This window comes from Limnohabitans sp. MMS-10A-192 (assembly GCF_003063335.1).
Lineage (GTDB): Bacteria > Pseudomonadota > Gammaproteobacteria > Burkholderiales > Burkholderiaceae_C > Limnohabitans_A.
Window position 1 is genome coordinate 947,831 of sequence record NZ_NERX01000001.1, and the last position, 26,240, is coordinate 974,070.

Here is a 26,240-nt window from a genome sequence, read left to right on the forward strand (position 1 = left end):
AGGACCTTACCTCGACTGGTCTTTCAGTACTCGCAGCGCAAGGTAGGCCACGCAAGCGCCGATGGCCGTCCAAAACAGGTGGTATGCAACATGGCCGGCTGGCTCACCAAGTGCTGTCTTTAAGACTTGCGCCAGACCGTTGCGGAGCGACGAGATGGTTGGCGACGGAGGTGCCAATGTGAAGGCCGCCCATGCGCTGAGCAGACTCAAACCGACTCCCAAAACGAAAAAGAACCAACCAGCAATCTTCGCTTCGCGCATGTTGCCCCTCCTAGAACGTCCACCTCTGGCCGATGTGCGTCATGGTAGCTGGGGCGGTGGTGGGCCCACTGCGGAAGTTCGGCAAGTCCTCGTGAATGCCGGGAGTGCAGCGGTTGCTGCCGTTCGAGTTTTCAACGTGAATGCCCTTGGCGTGCCGGATTGCGATCACTCCTATTCATGCATCGTGGTAATGCGCAGAGACAGGTTTCAGGCGCGCAGTTGACATTGCTAGAGAGTTGACAACAGCGTGCAGAGATCTGCAAGCTCGACGAGCAAGACTGCAGCAGCATCAAGCATGGTGCGATCAATCACCTGGGCGTGTCGCCAGCGTTGATGGCTTACCGCGAGCACAAGGCCATGCTGGGCAAGACTTAGGCCGGCGAGAAGTTCCCGGCGGTTGTGATGATGGGGGCTGGCTGGATGGTGGTCCCCGACATCAAACCAGGCAAGTGATGGTGAGTGGCTGACCCGCCCTGGGTCAGCCACTCAGTCGGGATCGCTGTTTGCAGGTGATCCCGTCCTTTTTGTCAGTTGGCGCAACAGCGCTGTGGCCAACCAGCCATCACTTTGATCCACCCGAAGCCTTGGCCACGTAGGCCGCCAGGGCGGCAATTTGCGCATCACTGAGTTTGCCGTTGTAGGACGGCATCTGCCCAATGCCGTTGCGCAGCGCGGTGGCCACGCGCTTGGCATCGGGCTTGAGCTCGTCCAGGCTGGGGCCCACGGCGCCTTCGGCTCCCGCGTCCTTGAGCGCATGGCACAGGGCGCAGGCAGGCACCGCGCCTTGGCCGAACAACACCTTGCCTTGTTGAAGTTGCGCGGCATCGTCGGCGGCGTGCACGGGCAGCACTGTGAATGCCAACGACCACAGGGCAGCGACCAACGCGTGTTTTTGGATTGTGCGCTTCATGCCACGCTCACTTTCACGGCGTGGTCGGCCCAGCTGGTGTTGTTGTAGCCGCCCGCGTTTTCCATGCGTTGTTCGGGCTGCACGTTGCCTGCGGTGTCGGTGGCTCGGCTCGCCAGGGTGAACTGGCCCGCCGGCAGGCGCGCCGCAAAAACAAACTGCCGCCACGCAAAGCGGCCGAGGTCGGGCCCCACCATGCGCGCGAGCTGCCAGGTTTTTCCGCCGTCCAGAGAAACCTCGACCTTGGCCACCGCGTTCATGCCGCCAAACGCCACGCCATGGATCTGTGTGTCACCCGCTTTAAGCGGGGCGCCGTCCGTGCCGGGACCGTTGATCCACGACTTCACCGTCATTTCCTGCACCGATGGCTGCGACGGGTCGCCCTTCGCGCCGGGCGGTGAAATGCGGTAGCCGTGCGACATGATGCGTGCGTCGGTCTCCTGAGCGGTGAAGGCCAGGCGTTTGACGTACTTGATGTTGTTCACGCCCGTGTAACCCGGCACGATCAAGCGCAGTGGGCCGCCGTGGGCCAGCGAAATCGGCACACCGTTCATTTCCCAGGCCAGCAGGGCATCGGCGAGTGCGGCAGCAGGCACCGAGCGTTCCACGATCACGCTCTTGGGGTCCAGTCCATCGGGGAGTTTTTCGCCGCCTGTGCCGGTGAGGTAGGCCATGCCGGCCTCCACGCCGCCCAGGGCATCCACCACCCAGCGCACCGGCACACCGCTCCACACCACACAGCCTGCTGCGCCCACTTGCCAAGGCGTTCCACTGGGCTTGTTGGGGAAGTAGCCGCGTCCGTTGCCAGAGCATTGCAACACCATCGCCGTGGTCTCGATGCCTATGCGCTTGAGGTCGCCCAGCGTGAGTTTGCGCGGGTTCTTCACCCCCTCGATGTTGATCTCCCAGGCATCGCGGTTGCCCAGGATCGAGGCGTCGGGCGCGGGCAGGTTGTTGCGGATGTAGAGCTGCTCGGACGGCGTGATTACGCTGGTGCCGAACACACTGCGCTTGGTCTCAATGGTGGTGCTGCTGTGCACGATCAGGCTGGCCGGGTCCTTCCAGCCCACGTACGCTGGCAGAGGCTTGGCAGCACCGGCCAAGGCGACGGGCGCGGTCTCACCAGCAGCGGCTGCGGTGCGGCCAAAGCTGGCCAGACCAACGGCAGCCAAAGCAGCGCCGCTGCCGGCCAGCAGGTGGCGCCGGGGGAGCGAGGTGGGTTGTTGGTTCATTTCTGGGGTCTCCGGTGGTTGGGCGTCGTGCGCCGGTTGGGGTGAAAGGGGTGAGCGGTTGATTCGTTGACAGGGACGCGGTGCCTCAGCCTGGCCCGGACACGGGAGGTGCCTGCAGTGCCGTCTGCGCGACCGCCAGTGCCTTCTTTTTCTGGGCCACCAGCAACAAGGGCTTGCCCTCGCGCGAGCGGATCACCTTCCAGCGCACGTTGCTCCACCAGCCGCTGGCCTCGCGCAGGTCCACAGACTGGTCAAAGGCATACACCGTCACCATGCCGCCCTTCTCGAAGAACGTGGTGAGGTGGTAAGCGAGGTGACCTTCGATATCGCATGGCCGCATGAGTTGGGGAAACCCGGGCACCACGTTGGCGTCCCGCATGCCCAGGTGCATGAGCAACTGGCGCTGCTCCATGAAACTGCCCCGCAAGCTGCGCTCGTGGTATTCGTGGTCGATCGCGTCGCGCACCATCGCTGGCGGTCGCACGGCGAGCACCCCGCCGCTGGTGCCACCGGCCAGCAAAAGCGCAGCCAGAAAACGCTGCAAGCCGCGTCGCGCCAGCAGCGGCTGCGGCTTTCGGTACAGGTGTGCCGGTGCGTCGCTGGCCTCGAAGGCGATCGCCAACTCGGCGCGCGCGCGCAAATCGAATTCGCTGTCGGGCAGGAAAGGCGCGTCGGTATCGGGGCTCATGTCTTGGTCCTGCGAAACGGGGTAACGTTGACATCGGCCTTGGGTGTCGCAGGTACCCCCATGGCCAGCTTCAAAGCGTCGCGCGCACGGGCTAGGCGCGACAACACCGTGCCGGGCGCGATCTCCAGCGCCTCGGCCATCTGGGCGGTGGGCATGTCGTCGAAATAAAACAGCACCAGCACCTCGCGGTGGATGGGCGCCAGGCGCGCGAGCGCCTTGACGACATCGAGTTTGTCGTCCAGCCCCGCGTCGGGCGCCGCTTGCTCGGGCTGCTCTTCATCGTCCAGCGACTGCATGCTGGGTGCGGCCTGGCGAAAGGCGGCGCGGCGCATGATCTGAAAGAGCCAAGCCCGTGCCAGCGCAGCGTCGCGCAGTTGCTCCCGGTGCTTCCAGGCGTTGGCAAAACAGTCTTGCACCACGTCTTCGGCAATGGCGCGCGAACCAGTGAGCGCCCACGCACTGCGCAGCAAAAAACGGTAGTGCTCACGCACCCATTGGTTATAGCGGGACTCGGCAGACTGGAACAGCATGGTGATCAAGAGCGCTGCATGGCTTGGTTCATTCCGTGGCGCTCATTGGTACTTTCCCTAGGGCTGTCGATCAAGGCCCCCGCGTCCCACCCAGCGACGGAAATTCCGCTTCCGCACCTTTGGCTGTGCGCTGCTGCAGGGTGTGCAGTCGGCGTTGCATGCTCTGGATCTCCACCGTCTGCCCGGCAATGATTTCCTCGGCCAACTGCCGGGTGACAGGATCGCGCCCATGCTGCAACACCAGCCGCGCCATGTCCACAGCGCCGGCGTGGTGCGGAATCATCATCGCCAGAAAGTCCTGGTCGGCCTGGCCTGCGTAGCCCGGGCTGTGCATGGCCTGCATCATGCGGGCCATCGATTCGTCCATATCCCGCTGGAATGCGCTGGTGTGCGCGGCGCTGGCGCCGTGGCTGGTGTGCGCGCCGCTCATGCCGTCTGGCCCTTCTCGCCCACACGCACGTAGACGAGGTTGATGCTCTTTTTGTTGCGCAGCGCGCCAGAGGGCAGCGTCAGATTGCCCAGGGGGATCTGCGCAATGAAGGTCGGGCGCAGCGGGTCGCTCACATCAAATGCACTGCACACGGTCTGGCCCGCGTTGGGCGTGCCGGGCAGCTCGTCCTGTTCGTGGGCCACATACAGCAGCGTGTTCTCGGGGTTGGTCCACAACCCGTGCGACTCGCGGCCACGGCTGGAGAAGGTGCCCACCACCTTGCGCTGTCCGCCCGGAGCGCTGCGGTCGATGATGGCGATCGGGCTCGACGCCACGCCGCCGGGGCCACCATCGTCGATGCGCGCCAGGCTGGCATAGACCACGCTGCCGCGCGCATTGCGCACGAACTCAACGTGGTTGGGCCGAGCGCCCATGCCGAGTGGCACGGTGTCGATCAGGTCGAAGCCACCCTGCGTCGAGCGGCAAGACACCGCATCAGCCAGCTTGTGCGAGAACCACACCTCGGCACCGTCGGGTGTGGTCTTCATGAAGGGCGTGAAGCCGGGTTTGTCCTGTGCGCTGATGTCCAGCGTGGTCAGCCGCTGCGGTTGGCTGTGGCCATCCGCGCCGGGGTTGACGCGGAACACGTCGATCTTCGACACCTTCTGGCTGGCCACAAAGGCCAACGTACCCTCACGGTTGAACCACACCTGCGCCGGGCCGCTCAGTGTGGGCAGGTATTGGCGAACCGCGCTGGAGCCCGGGCTGTCGGCCCCCTTGAGCTGGCGAACGGCACGATCGACGCCGACGATGGCAATACGGTCTTCACCGCGCAGCGTGACCCACAGCTCGCGGCCGTTGCGCGTGAAAGTGGGCTCGTGCGGTTCGCGGCCCAGCAGCAGGCCACTACTCAGGCGCTCGGGGTTGGTGGTGGGCCCAGACGCAGGGTTGGGTGTGTTGCCGATCACGCGGCGCTGCTCGGCGTCGATCAGATAAATGTTGCTGGAGCCGCGCCCGCTGGTGGCCAGCAGCCGGCCGTCGGGCGACGGCACCGCGCCGTGGGCGTCGATGCAGCCGTGGTACAGCGGCTTGTGGATCATCGCCGCGTGTGTCGGCGCCACGCCGGCGGTGACGTAGCGAAATGGAGGCCGCGGGTCTTCGTCGAAGCTGGTCAGGTTGATCGTGCTCTCGACGGTGTTCGTCTTCGGATCGATGACGACCAGCGTGTTGGAGTCTTCATTGGTGATGAAGACGCGGTCGCGCGGGTCGATGCCGGTGGCTGCGGCTCCCGCTGAAGCGCCGGACGGGGCCTGGGCATGTGCTGCGGGCAGCGCGCTGGCTGCCGCGGCGGCCAGGGTGTACTTGAGAATGTCGCGGCGTTGGGTGGTCATGTGTGCTTTCTGAGTTGGTGTGGAGAGTGATCGCTTGGGTCGTGGGCCGGGAGCCGCCGATGAACCACTGCCCAGCGCTTGCTTCAGGTCAAGAGCGCGGCTCGGGCCGTTTCATTCCCTGGGCATGCCGACAGCGCGTCGCGCCGACGCCGCCCTGGCCTTCAGCGCGGGGTGCCAAGTTGCCGATAGACCTCGGCCGACACCTGCGCCAGCACGCTGCGGTCGGCGTCGGACGACAGGGCGTAGCCGAAGGGACCGTCGACCCAGTAGAAGACATTGACCACACCTTCGCGTGCGAAGCGGAAGGCCGTGTCTGTGTTCTTCACGCTGGCCTGCAGTGCCTTGTCCGGCCCCGCGGCACTGCCCACGTCGGCGACATCGTTGGATACGTACAGCGTCAGTTTGCTGCCGAGCTCGTTGCGGTACATGAACTGCGCCACCGGCCCCTGGCCGCCCGGCAACAGGCGCCCGCCTTCCAGCGTATAGCCCTGGGCCTGCAGGTACGGCGGCTTCATCGGCGCGCCCATGCGCTTGGACAGCCAGGCCACGAGCTGGTCTTCGTGCGCCGCGTCCACCTCGACCGGGCGGCGCGGGTCGGGACTGTATACCGCGTGAGCCACCGCCGCGCGCTGCGCGAAGCCGCCCGCTGACGCCAGCGTCAGGCCGCGCTCGGCGGGTGCCGCGGCGGCCATGCGGCCGGCATCGTCGCCCCCCGCGGGCAGGCCGCCCCGCAAGCCCCAGCCTGTGGCGCCGCTGATGACGGCGATGGCGATCCCAGCGGCCAGGCGCTGGAGGTACCAAGGCGTCTGCGGCACGGCGCGCGGGCGCGCCGATTTCAGCAGGCGCTGCGGCGGCTGTTCATCCAGCACGGGATCGAACAAGGCGTGCAGTTCGCGCTTATGCGCCCGGTAGGCCTCCAAGCGCTGCGCGTCTTCAGGGCGTGCGGCCAGATAAGCGGCGATCTCGACCTGGCGCTCAGCGGGCAGGCGGCCATCAACGAACGCATGCAGGTCGGCCTCGGTGACCGGGGGAATGGACGGTGGCGGACGGTCGGTATTCATGGGTTGCTTCGCAATACATTCATTTGACGACTTTCAGCCGCACCGGTTCTGCGCGGCCTTCCATCAGGCCGCGCAGGCGCTCACGGCCTCGCGACAGGCGCGACATCACGGTGCCGATGGGGATACCCAGGGCCTGCGCCACATCGGCATAGGCCATGTCTTCCAGCGTCACCAGAAGAAGCACTTCCTTCTGCTCGACGGGCAGCAAGTCCAGTGCAGCCTGCAGATCCAGTACAGCCAGCCTGTCGGTTTGTGTCGGCGCCACCGGCACTTCGGGCGTGTCGTCGTCCATGGTCACGGTGTGCAGCCTGGGACGGCGCACGCCATCGACGTGCAGGTTGTGCATGATGCTGAAGAGCCAGGCGCGCATGTCGGCCACGCCGCCCCACAGGTTCGACTTGGCCCAGGCCCGCTCCAGCGTGTCCTGCACCAAATCGTCGGCGTCGTCACGGTTGTTCACCAGTGCGCGCGAATAGCGGCGCAGGCGCGGCACCCAGCTCAGCAGGCTTGCGTCGTCTTGCATCGGGGGGTCGTGGCCTGAGGGTCTGGACGGAAGTCGACAGCAAATGTCATTCCTTGATGATGTGCCAGACGTCTTTGAAGTTGTCGCCGGCGCGGTCGCCGGGCTTCTGGTCGGCCTGGTAGGTGTACACCGGCTTGCCCTTGTAGGCCCACTGGCGCGCACCGTCGTCGCGCATGACGATCGTGTATGCACCGGCGGGTTGGTCGCTGGCGGCGGCCATCGCGGGCGGCCACAGCGCGGCGCAGCCGCCGTTGCAGGTGCTCTTGCCGCTGCCTGCCACGTCCTTGTCGAAGGTGTAGAGCGTCATGCCCTTGGCGTCGACCAGCGCGCCGTTGGCGAGCTTGGCCGGCGCGTCGGCAGCCATAGCGCCGGTGAGTGGTGCCGCGAAGGAAGCCGCTGTGATCAGCAGCGCGGCCAGAGTCGAAAGGTGCTTCATGGGGTTGTCCTTTAGGGTCTGGTGGAGAGTAGCCACGCTGCGTGCCGTTCAGTAAGCCGCAGCCACCGCCAGCTTGGGGTCGATCTGCCAGGTTTCACTGACGATCTTGCCTTCACGGAACGTCAGCACGTAGCGCACCTTGATGGGCATCTTACCTTCGAAGACGACGTTGGCCGAGACGGTGGCGCCCTTGGGGTTGGCCGATTCTTCAATCTGGCCGACTGTGAGCTTCAGTGGGCCGACGGCCTTGCCGAACTTCTCCCAGGTGCCGCGAATGGCATCGGTGGTGGCATAGGTGCCGTCGAGTGGGCCGCCTACCCAGTTCAGCTGGGCCTGGTCGGCATAGGCACGCATGACGATCTGGGTGTCGCCCGAGGCGATGGCCTGGAAGTGCGTGCGGGCGTCGTCGCTGGGGGCGGCGAAGGCGCTGCCGGAGGCGAGCGTCAGGGCGGTGGCGGCGAAAGCGAAAGTCTTGAACATTGTGGGCTCCGATGAAGGGTTGGTGTGAAGTGAAGGGGGGTGAGTGCTGGACGAAGGGTCCGATAGGTCCCGACAAAAGAGCAGACGGCGTCGGCATGCGGTCTATTCCAGAGCGTGCAAAGAAATTTAGGGTCAGGGCCCTGGGCCGTGAATTCGAGGCTTCAGCCCAGCAGGGCCGGCACCCAGCGGTTGATGAGCGCGCCTCCGACGATGAGCCAGCCGAACAAGATCAACGCCAGCAGCAGCGGCTTGGCCCCGGCCTTGCGAATGGCGCCGATGTGCGTGGCCAGGCCGAGCGCAGCCATCGCCATCGCCAGCAGCGCGGTGTCAATCTCGATCGTCACTGCCACCACCGACGCCGGCAGCCATTGCAGCGAATTGAGCAACACAACCGCGACGAAGCCGAAGGCGAACCAGGGCACAGCGAGTTGACCCTTGGCGTGAGCATGCTCTGCCTCCACCAGGGCTTGCAGGGTGCTGTCGCGCGCCAGCCAAGCCGACAGCATCACCAGGAACGGCGCCAGCATCATTACTCGAACCATCTTCGCGATGACGGCCGAGTTGGCTGCGTCCGGGCCCACCGAACGTGCTGCGGCCACCACCTGGGCCACCTCGTGGATGGTCGATCCGACGTAGATGCCGAACCCGTTGGCGCCGCCGGGGATCAGCGCCCAGTGCCGGTTCAGCTCGAACAGCGCCGGGTACAGGAAGATCGCCAGCGTGCCGAACACCACCACCGTGGCCACCGCCACCGTGACCTGCTCGGCGCGCGCCTTGACCACCGGCTCGGCGGCCATCACCGCAGCAGCGCCGCAGATGGCACTGCCAGCGCCGATCAGCATCGCCGTCTTGCGCTCCAGGCCCAGCCAGCGCGTGCCGATGAGGCAGGCCAGTGCGAAGGTCGAGCCCAATATCATTGTGTCGATGGCGACACCAGCTATGCCAACATGGTCAATGTCCTGCACGGTGAGCCGCAGGCCGTACAGCACCACGCCCAGGCGAAGCAGGTTCTGCTTGGAGAAGTTGACGCCGGCGCCGCTGGCTACCGCCCAGCGCGGGGCCCACGGGTAAACCGTGTTGCCCACGATCATGCCCAGCACGATGGCCAGCGTCAGCGCACTGAAGCCATGGTCCTGCAGCCAGGCGATGCGGCCCAGCGCGATACCGGTGGCAGCCAAGGCGCCGCTCAGGGCCAGGCCGGGGAGCATGCGTGCGAAAGCCGATGCAGAGGCCGATGTGCGTGGCTCAGGAAGTACGTTGATGGTCATGCTGCTTGCCTCCGGTTGAAGTTCATGAGGACGAAGCTTCCGGCTTCATAGATGACCCGTCAAACGGGTTGTATCGCTAAGATGTACCCATCTGATCGCTTTGCAAACAAATCCGCCATGAATACCCTTCGCCTCACGCTGCGACAGCTGCAGATCTTCGTGGCGGTTGCGCGCAGCGGCACTACCACGGCAGCCAGCGCCGAGATCGCGCTGTCGCAGTCGGCCACCAGCTCGGCCGTGAATGAACTTGAGCGGCTGCTGTCGCTGCGCCTGTTCGACCGCGCGGGCAAGCGCCTGCTGCTCAACGACAACGGCCGTGCGTTACTGCCGCGGGCCCTGGCGCTGCTGGACGGTGCCGCCGGCATCGAGTTGATGTCCCGCGATGGCAGCGCCCAGGCGCAGTCGCTGCGCATCGGCGCCAGCACCACCATCGGCAACTATGTGCTGCCCAGGCTGCTGGCCCGTTTTGTCGCAGCGCAACCGGGCCATGCCAGTGCCTGGCGCTCAAAGGTCGTGATCGGAAACACGGCGGCCATCTGTGACGCGGTCGCTGCGTTTGAACTGGACGTGGGCCTGATCGAAGGGCCTTGCCACCAAGCGGCGCTGGCCGTCACGCCATGGCACCAGGACGAGATGGTGGTCGTTACATCGCCCGACAGCGCGTGGGCACGAATGAGCCTGGCCGGCGAGCGGGTGCCAATGCGGACACTGCGTGAAGGGGTCTGGCTGGTGCGTGAGTTGGGCTCGGGAACGCGCGAGGCCACCGACCAAAGTCTGCTGCCCCACTTGCGCTCCTACCGTCGAAGCATCGAGCTGGGAAGTTCGGAGGCGATCAAACATGCGGCCGAGGCGGGTATGGGGGTGGCCTGCCTTTCGTCGTGGGTCGTGAGCGACGCTTTGGAGGCCGGCCGCCTGTGCCGCATCGCCACGACCTTGCCGCGGCAGCTCCGACAATCTCACCTGGTCGTGCATCGCGACAAACAGCCCACCGCTTCGCTGCTGGCATTTGTCGACCAGGTATCTGGCGCCGAGAAAACGGCGCCATGAAATGTGACTCCATCGAGGTCAGGCCTGAGCAGCTCGCCAGTCGGCGCTCAAAGCTTATCCACGCACCTTCAACGAGATTCACGGCAGGCTCACCTGCACAAATGCCGGATGCGGATGGCGAGGTCAAGACTGCCGCATATCCACATACCGCACGCGATGTCTTGGGCATTGCGATCCAACGGCCACCCCTTGTCTCCTTCTTTATTTGCGGCGAGAGCAATGATCAGAATGTTGCAACAGCATCAGGTCAAAGTGAACTATTGCCCGTCTATCACGCACTTTGAGGAGCACTGGGAACCCGGGTGGCGGGTATTGCGCTACGGACACTGAAGGACCAAAAGAAGTGATTCGCCCTCCCTGCTGGCGCTTGAAGAAGGCCTGCCCAGGGTCCAGAACACCGTTTCGTCCGTGACGCAAAGGGCCATTCCAGAACTTTGCACTTCGCTACAGTGCCGAACGACCGGTACAGGTAATCGATCGGTCGCTTGAGATCCTGACCGGTGAGCGACCGCTTGCGGTGGCGCCCATGGACTCTGCCGTCGAACCTAAGTGGCAGCAATCAGTCTTGACCGTTCAGTGGACAGCACGAGGCGAAGGACTGCTAGAGGCCGATAGCGGAAGTCTAGCCTCCGGGAGAGCCATTTGCTTCCCATCAAGTAGGGAGCGGTGGTTCTGCAAAAAAAGCAGGAAACTGTTAGTCAAGATTGATGGGGGAACTTTACCTGACTAACTGTTAGGGTCATTCAGAAACAACGATGGCTGCGTCAAGATCTCGCTGTCGACCCAGATGTACACGCTGCGCGATGCTTCGCCTACTCGGCCGAGCTCGCTCAGGTCTGCAACCTCGGGGCCATGCCCGAGAAGGATCTTGAGGACTTGCTTGCCCTCACCGAGGCAGGAGAGGTGTGGGGCGTGGGGTCACGTTATCGGGACCAGTTGCGCGAGGTGGGCGTGCACAGCGTTCTTGATCTTCGCCGGATGAACCCCGCCCAGGTGCAGGCGCGTTGGGGCGTGGTGATGGCCAAAACAGTGCGAGAGCTCCAGGGCGTTTCCTGCATTGAGCTGTCCGATCACGAGGAGGCCCGCAAACAGATTGCTTGCACTCGCAGTTTCGGCAAACCCGTGCGAGAGCTCGGCCAGTTGGAAAACGCGATCAGCGAATTTGCTTCACGAGCGAGGGGTACACCGGGGTCGCGCGCTTCTGCTTGCTGGGCTACATGAATCCAGAACCCTGGCAGCCCTCTAGGGTAAATACGCATTTCGCGCGCAGCGACCAGGCAATAAAATTTTTCTAATCGTACGAATACGAATGGTTTGAGTACATACAAAAATTTTATTGCCCTGCACAATGAATCATCCTGCAACGCCCCCCCTCAAGACGGCCGACAGTAGCAACGTCATGGAGCAGTTCAGTCGGTTTGAAAAGATCGATGCCTCGGACGACTTCATCAGAAAAGCCGTAGAAGAAGCGGATCTCCCAGCACTGATGGCAGCTCTAGCCATGATCACGGGCGATACCTCCTTGATCTCCGAAGACCTGAAGCCACCGACACCTCCAATGATCACTGCAATTGCCCCCCAAGGGGGTATGAGCAAAGAGGCACAGACCAAAGCAAGGCGACTAGCAGTTGCGGCACTGATTAAATACCGTGACGAGCCAAACGCTTTTGAAGGCAAGCCACCCCCCGCATTGCTAGACGCCTGCGTTAAGTACCTGATTCGCGGCGACCTTGAAGAATATCGATCGCTCCTCGAGCACGAGCTAGGCGTATCGCAAGATCTCGGCTCACCAGGCTGGACCCTGGACCAAATAGCGCCGCAGACGAATTTCCGGGTCGCCGTGATCGGTGCTGGCGTCTCCGGCATAGCTGCTGCCCACCGGCTTCAGCAGGCAGATCTGAACTTCACCGTTTACGAGAAAAACGAGGAGGTCGGAGGCGTCTGGTGGGAAAACCGGTATCCCGGCTGTCGCCTCGATACCCCCAACTTTGCCTACAGCCTATCCTTCGCACAGAAGTCAGACTGGCCGCAGCAGTTCTCGCGGCAGCCAGAAATACTGGGGTACCTCAAAGAAGTGGCTGCGAGTGCAGGCATGAAACGCCATATTCGCTTCGGCTGTGAAGTTGACGCGATGCGCTTTGATGAGCAGCGCGGCATCTGGACGCTCACAGTGCGCGACCGTACAGGGGAAGTAAGCCAAGAAGAATTCAACGCAGTCATCACTGCCGTGGGCATCCTCAACCGTCCGAGCTTTGCCGATATCCCGGGCCTAGACACTTTCCAAGGTCGGAAGGTTCACTCCGCAGCATGGGCCAATGATGTTGATCTCACCGGAAAGCGCGTCGCCCTTGTCGGCACGGGAGCAAGCGCCTTCCAAATAGGTCCATCAATCGCAGGGGAAGTAGGAGAGCTAAAAGTTTTCCAGCGAAACCCACCGTGGATGCTTCCAACGCCGACCTATCACGACGACATCCCTGCGGGAATGCAGTGGCTGCTAAAGCACGTGCCGTACTACGGTCGATGGTTTAGATTTTGGCAATTTTGGATTGCAGTGGAGGGTCGCCTTCCGTTGACAGAGGTGGAAGACGACTGGAATCACCCAATTTCTGTCGGAAGAAAAAATGAGGCCTTGCGCCAAGGTTGTTTGGAATGGCTTGCTAAGCAATACCACGACCGCCCGGACCTGTTGGAAAAGATGACGCCCAACTACCCGCCGGCGGGGAAACGCATGCTGCGAGACAACGGCGTATGGGCAGCCATGCTTAAGAAGCCCAACGTAGAGCTGAACACTACAGGCATTGAGCGAATCGTGCCCGAGGGTATTCAAACCAAGGATGGAGTGCTGCACGAATTTGATGTGATTATTTTTGCCACTGGTTTCAAAGCGTCCGACTTCCTCGCGCCGATGAAAGTAACTGGTCGAAAGTCAAAAGATCTGCATCAGGATTGTTGGGCAGGTGACTGCCGCGCATACCTTGGCATCACGATTCCAGGCTTTCCCAACCTGTTCATGCTGGGCGGCCCTAACACTGCAGTCGTTATCAACGGCAGTGCCATCTTTTCATCTGAATGTCAGATCGAATACACGATGCGTGCGATTCGGGACCTGCTGGCGTCTGGCCATAAGGCACTCGATTGCCGAGAGGATCCGTACGCCTCGTATAACGTTTGGGTCGATGCAGGAAACCTCAAGCGGGCTTGGGGTGCAGCACGAACCACCAGCTGGTACAAAAACCAAAACGGTCGCGCTTCTCAGACATGGCCTTTCGGGCTGCTTGATTACTGGAACATAACCGCGAAGTTCAAGCCGGAGGACTATGAGTACCTCGGCTAAAAAGACTGCCGCAGCACGCCCCATTCTTCTTGAGGAACTTCCAGGTGCGCTCTTTCGTCGGCTACATCAATTCGCAGTGGCACGATTCACCGGCGAGATGGGAGATCTCGGCCTCACACCAATCCAGTGGTCGGCGTTGCTGACGACACAGCAACGGCCAGGACTTGACCAGACAGCCTTATCGAAAGAAATCTTTATCGACACATCGACGATTGCTGGCGTACTGGATCGACTTGAGTCGCGCGGACTGCTTGAGCGAAAGGCCTCACCCAACGATCGAAGAGTTCGACTCCTGAACGTGACAAAGCAAGGAGATGCGCTGCTGAAAAAAGCCAATGTCGTAGTACTAGATACACAGCAGTGGCTGATGGAGCCACTTTCATCGGCTGAGCGACGAATGTTGATGAGCTTAATGCTTCGTGTCCTTGATCGGCACGAATGAATGGCGAACGAATGGTAATCACTGGAGGGCATCTCTATGTTGGTTGGTCAATTACTTAACGGGATCGTGACAGGGGCAATGTATGCCCTTGTCGCCATCGGTTTCTCGCTGGTCATCGGAACTTTGGACAAACTGAACTTTGCCCACTCTGAAGTTTTCATGGTCGGCGGCTTTGTCGCAGTGTTGACGGCGAACTACATGCCCTGGCATCTTGCGCTTCTCGTCATCTTTCTGGTCGGTGGGCTACTGGGACTTGCCACCGAGTTCATTGCCTTTCGCCGATTCCAGACAAATGAGGGAAAGATCACAGCCGCGCTGGCATCGATGGCCCTGGGCCTGATCATTACAGACCTGGTTCATAAAGGCTGGGGAGCGGAACCAGTGCGATTGACTACGCAAAGTCAATGGCTTCAAACAGGCCACTCTATTTTCGGTGCGACCGTACTGAATTTGCAAATTGTCATTCTGGCAGTGGCCTTTCTGCTGATGGCCATGCTGCATCTGTTACTGCAAAAAAGCCGTATGGGACGGCAGATCCGAGCGCTCGCTGAATCCAGCGTTTCAGCATCCCTCCTTGGCATCAACGTTCGTAGGGTCACCCAAACTGTCTTCTTCGTCTCATCGGCGCTCGCAGCAGTCGGCGGCTTACTTGTCGCATTGCGCGGTGGTGCCGCGAGTTCAGATATTGGACTCACTTTTGGACTCAAATCCCTGGCCATCATGGCGATCGGAGGCATGGGTGATCTGCGTGGAGCCTTAGTAGGGGGTCTGCTAATCGGAGTGCTTGAGGCTCTGATGTTCCAACTCGGACTGGGCCGGTTGGTAGAGATGACGGCGTGGGTAGCACTTATAGCGGTGCTGATTTTCCGTCCGCATGGCTTATTTGGCGGCGGTATACACGCTCAGGAGCAGCGCGCATGATCGCCGATCACCTGTTCTTTGCTGGAATAAACGTACTTTTAGCTTGGAGCGTGTACGTTGTGCTGATGACTGGCAGCCTTTCTTTTGCTCAAGGCATGTTTATGGCGGTCGGCTGCTATACGGCAGGCGTACTCACCGTGAACTTTGGCTGGTCACTCGTGCCGGCGACGCTAATGGCATCGGCATTCGCATCGGTTGTCGCAGCAGTTGTCGGATGGCCTGCGCTTCGCTTGCGTGGGGTGTACCTCATTTTGGTGACGATCGGTATAACGTTTTGCGGCCGTGTGTTGCTAGAAAACTTTAAGTACGTAGGCGGCGTAGCCGGGTTTGGCGGCATGCAAGGCGCAACACACGTGACAGTGCTGGTGGCTGTTGCGCTCGTTGGAGCAGCGCTCTTGCTTCTTTCACGAAGCCCCCTTCAGCGAACTTTCGATGCTGTACGCGAAGATGATCGTGTGGCTGCCTCGCTAGGCATCAACGTACCTGTCGTGCGCATGATCGGATTTGCCTCGGGTGCCTTTATTGCTGCTACGGCTGGTTCGCTGTTCGGTCACTACATGAGTTTTGTGCGACCAGAAAGCTTCGACATTCTGCTTTCTGTATACGTAGTGTTGTATGTGGTCTTGGGGGGCGTAAACAACATGTGGGGAGCATTGATCGGCGCGACCGTGATGACACTGCTTCCCGAGTATTTCCGGGTCTTGGCAGAGTGGCGGCCAACTGTTTTCGGACTGGCCATCTTACTCATGCTGCTTTTCAGACCCCAAGGTCTCCTCTCTTTCCGCACCCTAAGTAGTCGCTGGAAAGTAGACCAGCGCTTAGCCAACTTAGCCGACAAGCCATGAAAAATAGCAATGTCCTAAGAGTAGAGAGTCTGTGCAAGTACTTCGGCGGCGTACGCGCCCTCGATGGACTCGATTTACACGTAAGCCACGGAGAGGTGTTGGGTGTCGTCGGCCCCAACGGCGCTGGAAAAACGGCCTTGATAAACACGGTCACGGGGTTTTACAGAGCTACGTCAGGCCACATCGCACTAAACGGTGAGGAAATCACATCCTTCCCGATGCATCGGATCGGGCGGCTTGGTGTTGGACGCACGTTCCAGAACATACGTCTCTTCAAACGGATGTCGGTCTTGGAAAACGTACTCGTAGCGCAAAAAGGAAATGCGACTCACCTGTTACGTTCACTCTTTCGCTCCGGATCGAACAAGGCCGAGCAACAAGATGCGATGAACTTGCTGGAACTTCTGCAGCTGTCTGGGAAAGCAAATAATCTGGCTTCATCCCTGTCATATGGCGATGCGAGACGACTTGAGATAGCTCGGGCACTTGCTGGTCGCCCACGTTTACTGCTTCTCGATGAACCAGCTGCTGGCATGAACGAATCTGAGACGGAGCAATTGATTACAGATATTCAGCAAATCAGACAGCAGGTCGACGCCATCCTTCTCGTTGAGCACGACATGAACCTGATTCGCAAATTGTCAGATCGACTGGTCGCGATGGACTATGGCAAAAAAATTGCGGAGGGGACACCCGGTGAGGTGCTGAGTCACCCCGAAGTCCTTAAGGCCTACCTCGGCTCAGATGAGTAAGGAAAAGGCCATGCAAACCACAATTCTTTCAGTCAGTAATTTGTCCGCAAGTTACGGACCGATTCGGGCACTTCGGGGCGTTTCTCTTGAGGTAAAAGAAGGCGAGACTGTTGCTGTCGTCGGGGCAAACGGTGCCGGTAAAACGAGCCTGATGCGTGCGTTGTCCGGAATCCTTCCTCTATCCGGAGGAAGCGCGACTTTTGACGGCATTCAAGTCGGGAAAGCAAAGGCACACCAATTAGCGAGAGCTGGCATGCTCCACGTTCCCGAGGGGCGAGGAACGCTTCAGACGATGCGCGTGAGAGAGAACCTTCAATTGGCCTGGGAAATCAGACCAACCGAGGAGCCACTGGAGAAGGCGCTGCAAAACGTGTATGCGCGCTTTCCAAGACTTGCGGAACGCAGCGAACAACTGGCAGGCAACCTGTCGGGCGGTGAGCAACAAATGCTTTCTGTCGCGCGCGCCATCATCAACAGGCCTCGTTTGCTGTTGCTCGACGAGCCATCAATGGGCCTGTCACCCTTGTTTACCCAAGAAGTCTTCAAGGCATTGGCAGAAATACGCAATGCGGGAGTCTCTATTTTGATAGTCGAGCAAAACGTATCAAAAGCTTTGGAGCTTGCTCATCGCGCCATGGTTCTAAGCCATGGCGAAATCACGCTGCAGGGACCGGCAAAAGAGCTGGCTTCGGATCCGCGCGTAATGGCCAGCTACATGGGCCAAGAATGAATAACGTGTCGTCAACAGCACAAGCTGCCCGTCTTTTTGATGTGGGTGGACGGGCCTTTGTAGTGACGGGAGCCGCAAGCGGCCTAGGACTAGCAATTGCTCAAACGTTGGCGGCGAACGGCGCCAATTTACTTTTACTCGATCGGGACGAAGACAAATTAAAAGAAACTGCAGCAACGCTTGGTAAGGCCGCAACCCTATGTGTGCTGGACGTTAGTGATGCAAGCGCAATCCAAGCTGCGGTTGACGAATTCACATTCAAGCGTGGAACAGTCGATGGAGTGTTCGCAAACGCCGGCGTCAGTGGAGGTCCAGGCTTCGGCACTGCGATGGGCGCAACACTAGGGCGTCTACAAGATCAGGACGCTGATCACTGGAACCAAGTGCTTCAGATCAATCTATTGGGGGTATTGCATTCCATGAAGGCTGTGATTCCCGCCATGAAGCAGGCTCGGCGAGGCAGCATCGTCATAACAGCCTCAGTTGCCGGAATGCAGGCCGAATCGTTTGTCTCTTACGCATACGCGGCTGCAAAGGCAGCAGTTATCCAACTCGTGCATCAGTCAGCCCTTGAACTGGCTCCCTTCGGTATCCGCGTCAATGGGATCGCCCCCGGCTACGTGCGCACGGGAATCGCAAATGGTTGCCTCCATGACCCTGATGTAGAGGCTGGCCTTGTGCGCCGCATTCCACTTGGGCGTTTGGGTGAGCCACACGAAATTCAAGGTCTCGCCTTGCTGCTCGCATCGGATGCGGGAAGTTACCTAACAGGTGGCCTCTTCCCTGCTGATGGCGGTGTCCTGCTTGGAACACCAGTCTCCAACCCATCTACGAACTCTTTGTCATGAAGCATTACTGGAACAAGAAAACTGCCATCGTTACAGGTGCTGCATCCGGAATCGGCGCTGCCACCGCTGAACTTTTAGCGCGCAAGGGCATGAACGTTGTAATGTCGGACATACAAACTAAGCCGTTGGCTGAAGCTGCGTCTCGCCTCAAGGATGAGGGACTTAATGTTGCACACAAAGTCTGCGATGTGTCAGATCCCGACATGGTCGAGGCGCTTGGATTGTTTGCCGAGAACACCTTCGGCCGCGTACATCTGTGCTTCAACAATGCTGGCGTTGCCATGCACGGCGAAAAGATGCATGAAATGAAATTGCCCGATTGGCGCTGGGTTAATGAGGTCAACATTCAAAGTGTCGTCCATGCGATTCATCACATCCTTCCACGGATGATTCGTCACGGTGAGCGAGCATTGTTTTTGAATACCGCGTCAATCGGTGGACTTCAGGTCAACCCAAATTGGCTGACTGGCGCGTACTCCATGACCAAATTTGCGGTCGTAGCAATGAGTGAGGCGCTTGAAAACGAATTGAAGTCGACTCAAGTGCGGGTGGCTGTCCTGTGTCCAGGCGCAGTGGCGACCAACTTATCGAATGCAAGCACTCGTCCTGACCGCCTGGGAGGGGCGACTGAGCGTCCTCAGCAGGATTTTTTGCGCGAGGCAATCGCCCGTGTCGGTGTGCCTCCTGCCTACGTAGCACAGCGGATCTGGCGCGCCATCGAGGACGAGGAGTTCTACATTCTGACCGACGCGGCGGCCAAAGTGACCATTGAAACACGTCACCGCCGAATTGAAGAAGCGCTTTCACGGGCGGCCGAATACTCGGCGACCCACATCAACAACTGATTTCCCACCCCAGCAACCAAAGAAGGAGACAACGATGAAAAATGGAAAACGAGTGATTCTGGCTGGCGCCGTTTCGGCTCTGGCATTAGCTTTAGCACCACTTGGCGCTAACGCGCAGGGACAAAAGCCACCGATCAAATTGGGGCTGATAACCCCATTGACGGGGCCACTTGCTTCATACGGCAAGGCTCAAGAATTAGTGATGAAACTTGCGGTAGAAGATATCAACGCCAAGGGGGGCATCAATGGCAGCCCACTTCAGCTTGATATTCAAGATTCCTCAACAGATCCGGGCCAAGCAGTGCTTCTCTTCCGCAAATTTGCAGGTGAGGGGTATTTTGGGGTCCTAGGCCCCATGACTGGGACTCAGTGGGAAACAGTCAGTCCACTGGCCAACCGCATCCAGATGCCAGCCATCAGCGTCAATGCCGTCAAACCTGGGATCACGGTGCGCCCATGGACCATACGACTTCAGCCGGCGGACGATACGCTGATGCCTGAGGGCGTTAAAGAATTCCTGAAAGCATTCCCTAAGACCAAGAAAGTCGTAATCATGGCAGATGTCCGTGAAGCCTCTAGCAAGGCTAGCGCGGATGCTTACGCTGCACTGGCCAAACAAAATGGTCTTGAAGTGCTGGAAACGGTCGAGTTCTCATCACGTGCAACGGATTTTTCAGCTGCAGCGATTCAAATCAAAAGCCGCAACCCCGATGCCATTTTTGCCGCCGCATTTCCGGCGCAAGCGATGCTGATTGCCAAGGACCTCAAGACGCAAGGGGTGGCGGCGCCGGTGCTTAACACCAGCATCCTGTGGACAGGTCCTTTTATCAATCACGTTGGCGATGTCGGTCGCAACTGGCATGTCATCGGCTTTTCCACCAACGACGCAGGTCCGGCAGGTTCCGACCCAGCGGTCTACAAGGCAATGGTTGAGCGCGCGATGAAACGTGCAGATGCATCAGTGGGTCAACCCTTCAACGTTGCAAACTGGGGCGTCTCCTACGATGGCGTAATGTTGTTTGCTGACATCGCACGCCGTTTGCAACTAGACGGCACCACCGACCCGATAAAGGCTCGTGAGGCAATCCGTGGAGAGTTCACCAAACTGAAGGGATTCAGCGGCGCACATAGGTACACCTTCCGTGACACCGGTGATGCGCACATTCCCACCACTGTCTTGGCTGCGGATGTTGATGCAAAGGTATGGAAGTACTTGGGTAAGTGAACTCGACCAACCATGACTGAGTGAAAGTGAAGGATGTGGACACCCATGGATAACAGTAATGAATTCTCCGTGGATCCACATCTTCTCGCTGCTTTTGACAAAGCTGCTGAAATCGATCGAAAAATTGGCGATCTCGGCCCCGGTATTGACGAAATTCGCCAAAAAGCTGCTCTGGCCCGCAACTATTGGAACGAGGGTGGACCAGAGATTTTCGAGGTCAGTGAACGGCTGATCCCCGGGCCGACACGCGATGTACCCGTAGTTCTCTACCGTGCGTATGAATCTGTCGAACCTGCGCCCGTTTTTGTTTTTTTTCATGGGGGTGGGTTCAAGATCGGAAACCCCCGAGCAAACGACAGACAGATGCGGGAGATCGCCGCCGCCTGGGGAGGCGTGGTAATCAGCGCCGATTACCTGCACACACCAGAACATGTTTTCCCAGAACCTGTCCTAGAAGCAAGCGCATTGCTTCAGTGGATACACACCTTCGGCGCTTCTTGGAATCTCGATCAAGAGCGAATTGCTCTTGGAGGTGTGTCTGCGGGCGCTTGCCTCAGCTTTGGAACCACAATTCACCTGGGGCCGCAGTCTTGGCTGCGAGCTGCAGTGGGAATCGTCGGAGCGTTTAGCTTTGACACCGCAACAGCGTCAATGAACACGTATGGAGGTGGCAAGCTGTACCCACCTAAAAGCGCCATCGAACCCATGCTTGCCGCTTACGTTCCCGACTTAGATTCTCGCAATGATCCAAGAGCAATTCCGTCACTAGCGAGTTGTGACATGTTCCCTCCAACATTTATTGCCGCGGCAGAACTCGATGTGTTTCTGGATGCCTCTGCCTTAATGGCAGCACGCTTGGCGCATGTAGGGAATTTGAACTTTTTCAGGATTTACCCAGGTATGGCCCATTTGTTTTTTGGCTTTAGCCGTGAAGTTCCCTGCGCAGCGATGTGTGTATCGGATGTCGCCATGTTTCTTTCAGAACGTCTTCCGCTGCGCGTTCAAGCACCGAAGGTGAGCTTGTAGCAGCCAGCCAAGCAAGCGATCTGATCATGAGACTGTGAGGCGCGAGGCAAAAACGACTCTCGCTGAGACCGGGCAAAGGCAGGATTTGGTTCGAATACCGCTCTAGTGACCCAAGGCTTGATTCAGCCTCCAACGGCGTCCGCGACACAGCTTTTAAATTGAGAGGGAGTTCTTGGCCGTGCATACCTGCCCATCCTCCGCATAGGAATGCGCGAACTCATTACTGAACAGAAGCAATGGTCCACCATCTTCCTGCCAGGTAGGTCTTGAGAAAAGATGCGCACCTAGCGCCAAGCCTTGGCTCTGTCTTCAGGTCGGATCGGCCCTGAAGTCACCCTCGATCCGCAGGCGCTCAAGGCCGAAGATAAAAGATTGGCCAGCCTTGCCGTCTCAGAGGCCATTGAACATTTGGCTGAGCGTGAACAAGCATTTACTGTTGCCAACCTTGAGAAAACCGCTGCATTGATGGGTAAAAGCGTGATCGAGGATGTGAAGGCCGCCATCGAAGATCACCGCGAAGGTCACATGATTTTGGGTCGAGACGGCATGCCCTCGGGTGCTACCTGGTTGACTACTCAAAAGGCACTGAACGCTGAAAAAGAACTGGTCTCGACGATTGTTGAGGGATTCGGCAAGGGGCAGGCTGTCTTGTCGAGCAGCTCTGAATTCGACCAAATGTTGTCTGAGTTTGAGACCAAGAAGTCTCAGGCACTGGGGATCGATTTCAAGTTGTCCGGCGAGCAGGTCAATGCTGCGAAAAACACCTTGATGCACCAAGATAAGTTTCAGGCGATTCAGGGCGACGCGGGGACGGGCAAGACGGCCGCATTGGAGTTTGTGAGAGAGGTGGCCGAACGCAAGGGCTGGAATATCCAAGGCGTGGCCACAACGTCTTCCGCCGCAGAGGAATTGCAAGCCAGCAGCGGTATCAAGAGCAACACGATTGCTGGCTTTTTTGCAGACCGGAACAACGCGACCAAAGATCTCTCCATGGAGATCGAGGCGCTCAAGTACAAGTTGCAAACGGCCGGCCAGGGCCGGGACCCTGCAGCTCCGCGCATTGAGGTCAAGCACCTTGAGGCCAAAAGCTTTGATTTGAACTTTGGCACGAACCGCTACACCTTCGACCACAAGACTGAATCCGTTTACAAGAGCGATGGCGGGTTGATGAGCCGTGTCGCTGGGTTGCTATTGGATGCGGCTGAAAAGCACCGTGGAGGGGCTGAAAAGCTGACTGGCGAGGCATCGACGCTCGGTGAGCGACTCAAGGTGTTTGCCAGCGAAAAGGTTGTTGGTCTCGCTGAAAGTCTTGGCGAAAAAATGATCAGCTACGAAAAGGTCGGCGTGGTGGAGGCCCAAGCGTAAACGCATCCTTGGTGAACACCTGAACAATGACGAATGGTTGGTACTCATCAAAAAAACCCCCAGTGAGCTCCAACACGTCCCGCAACAGACACTTCAGATGTGCTTTGCAGCCGTCACCGAAAACCATCAAGCACTTGAATACGTTGATCCAGAATTCGCAGAACAAGCTTCTCTAATGATTGCTGTTCTCGAAAATCCAATGTCGATCTTGGACATTTGGTCCAAAGGCGAGATTGAGATATCTCAAGAAATTTTTGTTGCTGCAATGCAAAAGGAACCTGAAAAAATTCTGTCTGAAGCGTGGGAAATAAACATGCTCTTTGAGCAAGACGTCTATGCAGCAGCACTGAAACTGGATGGAACTCTTATTCAGTTAATTGATTCTCCTCAGCGCGATGGCGTCATTGATGTTGCGCTGAACCATTCACCCTTTGCCATTGAACATCTGAGCTCTGAGGAAAAGACGCATGCAAGGTGTCTCAGTGTGGTCAATAGAGATGGAATGCTCCTAGAATTTGTCATTCAGGACTCAATCGACATTTGCATTGCGGCTGTGCACCAGAACCCGATGGCCATCAAATTCGTCGACCTTGCATGGCAAACGCCAGTAGTTTTTGTTGAAGCAATGAAGAAAGCGTCCGAGTGCAATCAGCTGCTGCCTTTCATGAGTCAGTTTTATACATTGCAGCATTGGTCTCCACCTCTCAAGTCGCAGCTGATTGCTTTTGTGCACACCGTAGCATCGCTCAATGCAGGATCGTTTCCAGAACCATTGGTAAGAGATCTGCTTGATTGCTCCCTGCAGTTGAGATAGCTATCTCTAAATGATTACGCAAACCGAACAATGCACTGATACGCAGCATCGTGGAGATCTTTCGTCGATTGGATGTTCAGAAATTATGATTCGATCAACCAAATGCACGTCTTACCCCCATGCCGGGCAGCTGCAATTAGAGTAGCCTGGGCATCGCATCCGGCAAGGTCAATCGCACAGCCTAAGCAGTTACGAAGTAAGACTGCATGAGATTTCGCTTTCAGCTTACAGGCGACATCGCTGAGATGAAGGTCTGAATTGCAGCGGTTGCTGCCTGTCGCGGAGGCCTCAACGAACCTCCGCTTTCGGCCATAAGCGGACGATGCGGTTGTTGCATCAACCAGTGCTTCGGCCCTTAGCTGACTCTCGCAGGCTTTCTATTAGCTCCATCGAGAAGGCGAAAGCGGCCATAAAAGTTCACATAGATCAGGCGATGCCGGCGCGCCGCAGCATGGAGTCGAAGATCAATCTGTGCACTTCGCTACTGCTCGCAACGCGTGATTCCGGGACGGTACGCAGTATGTTCTCAGGGATGACGCGGTTTGGGCCGCGACCGGCGTCGCTGGCCAGCTGGATTTCGCAAGCCCGTTGCATAGTCCAAAGCCTGTTGAAGGCCGTGGGAATATCTGGCCCAACCACCAGCAGCCCATGATTGCGCAAGACGAGATGGTTTCGCTTTGCCAGGGACGCGACTAGCCTGGGTTGCTCGTCCAGATTGGTGGTGACGCCTTCGTAGTCGTGGTACGCCACGTCGTTAAATAGCATGGCGCTGTAGAAATTATCGTGGCGCAGGCCTTCTTCCTTACAGGCAACAGCGCAGCCTGCAGTCGTGTGCACATGCATGATGCAATGAGCGTCATCACGCGCTGCGTGGATGGCACTATGAATCACAAAGCCTGCTCGATTGATCTTTGCCTCGGATCCATCAAGCGTATTGCCGTCAATGTCGATACGCACCAGATTGTCGGGACGTACCTCGGCATAGTGCAGCCCGAACTGGTTGATGAGATATTCGGGTTTTTGGTCTGACGGAGTTGGCACCCGTACCGTGATGTGGTTGAAGATCAGCTCTGTCCAGCCGAGCCAATCAAAAAGCCGGTAGCAAGCGGCCAGGTCGGCCCGCCGTTCGATATCTGTTTGCATCGCAATTTCTTATAAACAAAATGACGAGAGACCATTGACAGCGAGCGTCGCTTCATCCGGGTGGGAATAAACGCATTCAAGTGCCGGCGAGTTTTGGTCGCTAGGCGTCATCACCACCATCACAACTCTCTAACAGTCCAGCAATGTCTTCGCAGAACACCAGGTCTTCGTCGCCAGAAGCGTTTCGGGCCTTGAGCCAAATGCCATCTCCGATATTCTCCACCACCTCCGCTGTGGTGCCATCCTTGAGCTGAATCACTTGTCCTGGTTGCACTTCCATCAAATTCAACATGGCACTTCCTAGAAAAATATGGAAAGGTTCTTGGACAACAATACATTTTGGTGCAACCGGATTTCGCGACTGGCCAGCTGCCAACCGGCTGTAGTCCTGCGAATTCGGTCCATGCGGTCGCCAACAAAATAGTACTGCTCATATTCGCAGCGGTTCTGGTAAATCATAAAGCGGCTTGAGACATTGACTTCCATTTCGCCGGCCGCATTGGCCTCGATGGCCGAGAGTTGCACATTTGTCACCAATCTGCACACTCGCGACAGCGGTTCCTCGGCCCAGTGCACCCCTGTCAGGATTTGTTCTGCACGCTTGGTCAGAGTCCACTTGCCTTCGTTGAACCAGCTCATGTGCTCTTCACGCTTCGTCAGTTCGCTTTGGGCCTGCTCACCGAACTTCACGTTGAATTCCATGGGCATGAAGTAACGCAGGTCCTCAGCCAACGTGGCCAGCCATTCCTTAAAGCGACGCTCGTCCAGCAGGTTGGCCTCGTCGTAGAGGAATTCCTCAATCTCGCGCTTGACTTCGAAGTAATGCGCATCACGGGGTAGGCGGCGCGCGACGCTTTCGGTCGGGGCCGTGGCTTCGAGGGTATCGGACATATTCGCTCCTGGGGGTCAAGGTTTGGGCGGAACGGGGCCACCCTGATGGGAGAAGCAGCCGACATCAATGATGGTGCCGGAAATGGTTGCTGCTTCAGCCGACAAAAGAAAGGCAACAGCGTTGGCCAGATCTTGGCCGGTGGCGGGTCGACCATCGGCCGTACCTTGTGCTGGCCGACGCCGAAAGGCGTCGGCGTCCCCACCGGTGCGTCCGACACTCATGCCCGAAACGATACCGCCGCCGCCAGGGATGGCTACATTCACGCGCACCTTATCGTGGAAATGGTCATAGGCCATGGCCATGCTGAGTGCCACGATGGCGCCTTTACTGGCACTGTACGCGGCCATATTAGACTTGCCATAACCGGCGCCAGAACCAATGTTGACGATGGAGCCACCGCCACCGCGAACCATGTACGGCAGCACGGCGCGCGAAGCGAGGTAGGTTCCTTTGACGTTCACATCAAAGATGCGTTCAAAGGTGGCTTCGTCGGTTGTAAGTACGGTACCCAGAGGACCAATGGCAGCGTTGTTCACTAGGCCGTGAACGGTGCCGTAACGGGCCACGGTGTGGTCCACAACGCGTTGTACATCTGCGGCGCTGGACACATCAGCCTCCAGAACGTCAGCACTACAGCCGGCCTGTAGAAGTGCAGCTTGCAGGGAATCCAAGCCTTGCGCAGTGCTAGAAATCTGGGCTTGGGCAAGTCCGAACGCGACCACCTGGTGACCGCGCTGAGCCAGATCCACCACGATCGACTGGCCTAGTCCAAAAGTACCACCTGTGACGATGATGACGCTCATG

General features: G+C 58.7%; 30 protein-coding genes. 14 read left to right on the forward strand and 16 right to left on the reverse strand.

The window, feature by feature from the left end:
- Positions 1-6 precede the first annotated feature (6 nt).
- The 12 genes from B9Z43_RS04615 to B9Z43_RS04670 all read right to left on the reverse strand — a co-directional run bounded on the left by B9Z43_RS04615 (position 7) and on the right by B9Z43_RS04670 (position 9,207).
- Complete coding sequence (locus B9Z43_RS04615; RefSeq protein ID WP_108322909.1) at positions 7-261, reverse strand: hypothetical protein; 255 nt, start codon at positions 259-261, stop codon at positions 7-9.
- 562 nt (positions 262-823) lie between these two features.
- The gene (locus B9Z43_RS04620; RefSeq protein ID WP_008904214.1) at positions 824-1,171 is read right to left on the reverse strand and encodes a cytochrome c; all 348 of its coding nucleotides are present in this window, start codon (positions 1,169-1,171) and stop codon (positions 824-826) included.
- On the reverse strand, positions 1,168-2,400 hold the full coding sequence (locus B9Z43_RS04625; protein WP_041484972.1) for a sulfite oxidase: 1,233 nt from the start codon (positions 2,398-2,400) through the stop codon (positions 1,168-1,170). The genes B9Z43_RS04620 and B9Z43_RS04625 overlap by 4 nt, the downstream gene beginning before the upstream one ends.
- Positions 2,401-2,485: 85 nt before the next feature.
- Positions 2,486-3,088 (reverse strand): hypothetical protein, encoded by a 603-nt coding sequence (locus B9Z43_RS04630; protein WP_108322910.1) that lies wholly within the window; start codon positions 3,086-3,088, stop codon positions 2,486-2,488.
- On the reverse strand, positions 3,085-3,618 hold the full coding sequence (locus tag B9Z43_RS04635) for an RNA polymerase sigma factor (RefSeq protein ID WP_050813810.1): 534 nt from the start codon (positions 3,616-3,618) through the stop codon (positions 3,085-3,087). The genes B9Z43_RS04630 and B9Z43_RS04635 overlap by 4 nt, the downstream gene beginning before the upstream one ends.
- Before the next feature lie 70 nt (positions 3,619-3,688).
- Positions 3,689-4,048, reverse strand: a complete 360-nt coding sequence (locus tag B9Z43_RS04640) for a DUF305 domain-containing protein (protein WP_008904210.1) — start codon at positions 4,046-4,048, stop codon at positions 3,689-3,691.
- Positions 4,045-5,439: a YncE family protein gene (locus B9Z43_RS04645; RefSeq protein ID WP_062405660.1), complete on the reverse strand. Its 1,395-nt coding sequence runs from the start codon at positions 5,437-5,439 to the stop codon at positions 4,045-4,047. Before B9Z43_RS04645 ends, B9Z43_RS04640 begins: the two co-directional genes overlap by 4 nt.
- A 161-nt stretch (positions 5,440-5,600) precedes the next feature.
- Positions 5,601-6,500 (reverse strand): anti-sigma factor, encoded by a 900-nt coding sequence (locus tag B9Z43_RS04650; RefSeq protein ID WP_108322911.1) that lies wholly within the window; start codon positions 6,498-6,500, stop codon positions 5,601-5,603.
- A 19-nt stretch (positions 6,501-6,519) separates the two neighbouring features.
- Complete coding sequence (locus tag B9Z43_RS04655; protein WP_008904230.1) at positions 6,520-7,023, reverse strand: RNA polymerase sigma factor; 504 nt, start codon at positions 7,021-7,023, stop codon at positions 6,520-6,522.
- Between the two features lie 46 nt (positions 7,024-7,069).
- Complete coding sequence (locus B9Z43_RS04660) at positions 7,070-7,387, reverse strand: hypothetical protein (protein WP_231624607.1); 318 nt, start codon at positions 7,385-7,387, stop codon at positions 7,070-7,072.
- A 120-nt stretch (positions 7,388-7,507) separates the two neighbouring features.
- Positions 7,508-7,939, reverse strand: coding sequence for a nuclear transport factor 2 family protein (locus tag B9Z43_RS04665; protein ID WP_008904227.1), 432 nt, complete (start codon positions 7,937-7,939; stop codon positions 7,508-7,510).
- A 161-nt stretch (positions 7,940-8,100) separates the two neighbouring features.
- Positions 8,101-9,207, reverse strand: coding sequence for a YeiH family protein (locus B9Z43_RS04670; RefSeq protein ID WP_100174373.1), 1,107 nt, complete (start codon positions 9,205-9,207; stop codon positions 8,101-8,103).
- A 117-nt stretch (positions 9,208-9,324) separates the two neighbouring features.
- On the opposite strand from B9Z43_RS04670, the gene B9Z43_RS04675 reads away from it, so the two are divergent.
- The 14 genes from B9Z43_RS04675 (at position 9,325) to B9Z43_RS04740 (ending at position 23,401) form a co-directional block, all read left to right on the forward strand.
- On the forward strand, positions 9,325-10,254 hold the full coding sequence (locus B9Z43_RS04675) for a LysR family transcriptional regulator (protein WP_100174423.1): 930 nt from the start codon (positions 9,325-9,327) through the stop codon (positions 10,252-10,254).
- Positions 10,255-11,106: 852 nt separating this feature from the next.
- The gene (locus B9Z43_RS04680) at positions 11,107-11,475 is read left to right on the forward strand and encodes a hypothetical protein (RefSeq protein WP_108322912.1); all 369 of its coding nucleotides are present in this window, start codon (positions 11,107-11,109) and stop codon (positions 11,473-11,475) included.
- A 127-nt stretch (positions 11,476-11,602) separates the two neighbouring features.
- Entirely contained in the window at positions 11,603-13,588 is a 1,986-nt protein-coding gene (locus tag B9Z43_RS04685; RefSeq protein WP_108322913.1) for an NAD(P)/FAD-dependent oxidoreductase, read from the forward strand.
- Positions 13,572-14,030 carry a MarR family winged helix-turn-helix transcriptional regulator gene (locus tag B9Z43_RS04690; protein WP_108322914.1) on the forward strand — a complete coding sequence of 153 codons (459 nt, stop codon included), beginning with the start codon at positions 13,572-13,574 and terminating at the stop codon, positions 14,028-14,030. Before B9Z43_RS04685 ends, B9Z43_RS04690 begins: the two co-directional genes overlap by 17 nt.
- 36 nt (positions 14,031-14,066) lie before the next feature.
- Positions 14,067-14,951 carry a branched-chain amino acid ABC transporter permease gene (locus B9Z43_RS04695; RefSeq protein WP_108322915.1) on the forward strand — a complete coding sequence of 295 codons (885 nt, stop codon included), beginning with the start codon at positions 14,067-14,069 and terminating at the stop codon, positions 14,949-14,951.
- On the forward strand, positions 14,948-15,796 hold the full coding sequence (locus B9Z43_RS04700) for a branched-chain amino acid ABC transporter permease (RefSeq protein WP_108322916.1): 849 nt from the start codon (positions 14,948-14,950) through the stop codon (positions 15,794-15,796). The genes B9Z43_RS04695 and B9Z43_RS04700 overlap by 4 nt, the downstream gene beginning before the upstream one ends.
- Positions 15,793-16,548, forward strand: a complete 756-nt coding sequence (locus B9Z43_RS04705; protein ID WP_108322917.1) for an ABC transporter ATP-binding protein — start codon at positions 15,793-15,795, stop codon at positions 16,546-16,548. Before B9Z43_RS04700 ends, B9Z43_RS04705 begins: the two co-directional genes overlap by 4 nt.
- Positions 16,549-16,558: 10 nt before the next feature.
- Positions 16,559-17,278 carry an ABC transporter ATP-binding protein gene (locus B9Z43_RS04710; protein ID WP_108323298.1) on the forward strand — a complete coding sequence of 240 codons (720 nt, stop codon included), beginning with the start codon at positions 16,559-16,561 and terminating at the stop codon, positions 17,276-17,278.
- A complete protein-coding gene (locus B9Z43_RS04715) occupies positions 17,275-18,126 on the forward strand; it encodes an SDR family NAD(P)-dependent oxidoreductase (RefSeq protein WP_108322918.1) in 852 nt (283 codons plus the stop codon). Before B9Z43_RS04710 ends, B9Z43_RS04715 begins: the two co-directional genes overlap by 4 nt.
- Positions 18,123-18,971, forward strand: a complete 849-nt coding sequence (locus tag B9Z43_RS04720) for an SDR family NAD(P)-dependent oxidoreductase (RefSeq protein WP_108322919.1) — start codon at positions 18,123-18,125, stop codon at positions 18,969-18,971. Before B9Z43_RS04715 ends, B9Z43_RS04720 begins: the two co-directional genes overlap by 4 nt.
- Before the next feature lie 34 nt (positions 18,972-19,005).
- Entirely contained in the window at positions 19,006-20,196 is a 1,191-nt protein-coding gene (locus B9Z43_RS04725) for an ABC transporter substrate-binding protein (protein WP_108322920.1), read from the forward strand.
- 45 nt (positions 20,197-20,241) lie between these two features.
- The gene (locus B9Z43_RS04730; RefSeq protein WP_158270068.1) at positions 20,242-21,222 is read left to right on the forward strand and encodes an alpha/beta hydrolase fold domain-containing protein; all 981 of its coding nucleotides are present in this window, start codon (positions 20,242-20,244) and stop codon (positions 21,220-21,222) included.
- 297 nt (positions 21,223-21,519) lie between these two features.
- Positions 21,520-22,587, forward strand: a complete 1,068-nt coding sequence (locus B9Z43_RS04735; protein ID WP_108322922.1) for an AAA family ATPase — start codon at positions 21,520-21,522, stop codon at positions 22,585-22,587.
- Between the two features lie 37 nt (positions 22,588-22,624).
- Entirely contained in the window at positions 22,625-23,401 is a 777-nt protein-coding gene (locus tag B9Z43_RS04740) for a DUF4116 domain-containing protein (protein ID WP_108322923.1), read from the forward strand.
- Positions 23,402-23,827: 426 nt separating this feature from the next.
- Here B9Z43_RS04740 and B9Z43_RS04745 read toward each other — a convergent pair whose 3' ends face one another.
- From B9Z43_RS04745 to B9Z43_RS04760, 4 genes are all read right to left on the reverse strand, one after another.
- Complete coding sequence (locus B9Z43_RS04745; RefSeq protein WP_108322924.1) at positions 23,828-24,544, reverse strand: class II aldolase/adducin family protein; 717 nt, start codon at positions 24,542-24,544, stop codon at positions 23,828-23,830.
- Positions 24,545-24,644: 100 nt separating this feature from the next.
- Positions 24,645-24,836 carry a hypothetical protein gene (locus B9Z43_RS04750; protein ID WP_108322926.1) on the reverse strand — a complete coding sequence of 64 codons (192 nt, stop codon included), beginning with the start codon at positions 24,834-24,836 and terminating at the stop codon, positions 24,645-24,647.
- Positions 24,837-24,844: 8 nt separating this feature from the next.
- Positions 24,845-25,435, reverse strand: coding sequence for a 3-phenylpropionate/cinnamic acid dioxygenase subunit beta (locus B9Z43_RS04755; RefSeq protein WP_108322929.1), 591 nt, complete (start codon positions 25,433-25,435; stop codon positions 24,845-24,847).
- 15 nt (positions 25,436-25,450) lie between these two features.
- Positions 25,451-26,239 carry an SDR family NAD(P)-dependent oxidoreductase gene (locus B9Z43_RS04760; protein WP_108322931.1) on the reverse strand — a complete coding sequence of 263 codons (789 nt, stop codon included), beginning with the start codon at positions 26,237-26,239 and terminating at the stop codon, positions 25,451-25,453.
- Position 26,240 lies beyond the last annotated feature (1 nt).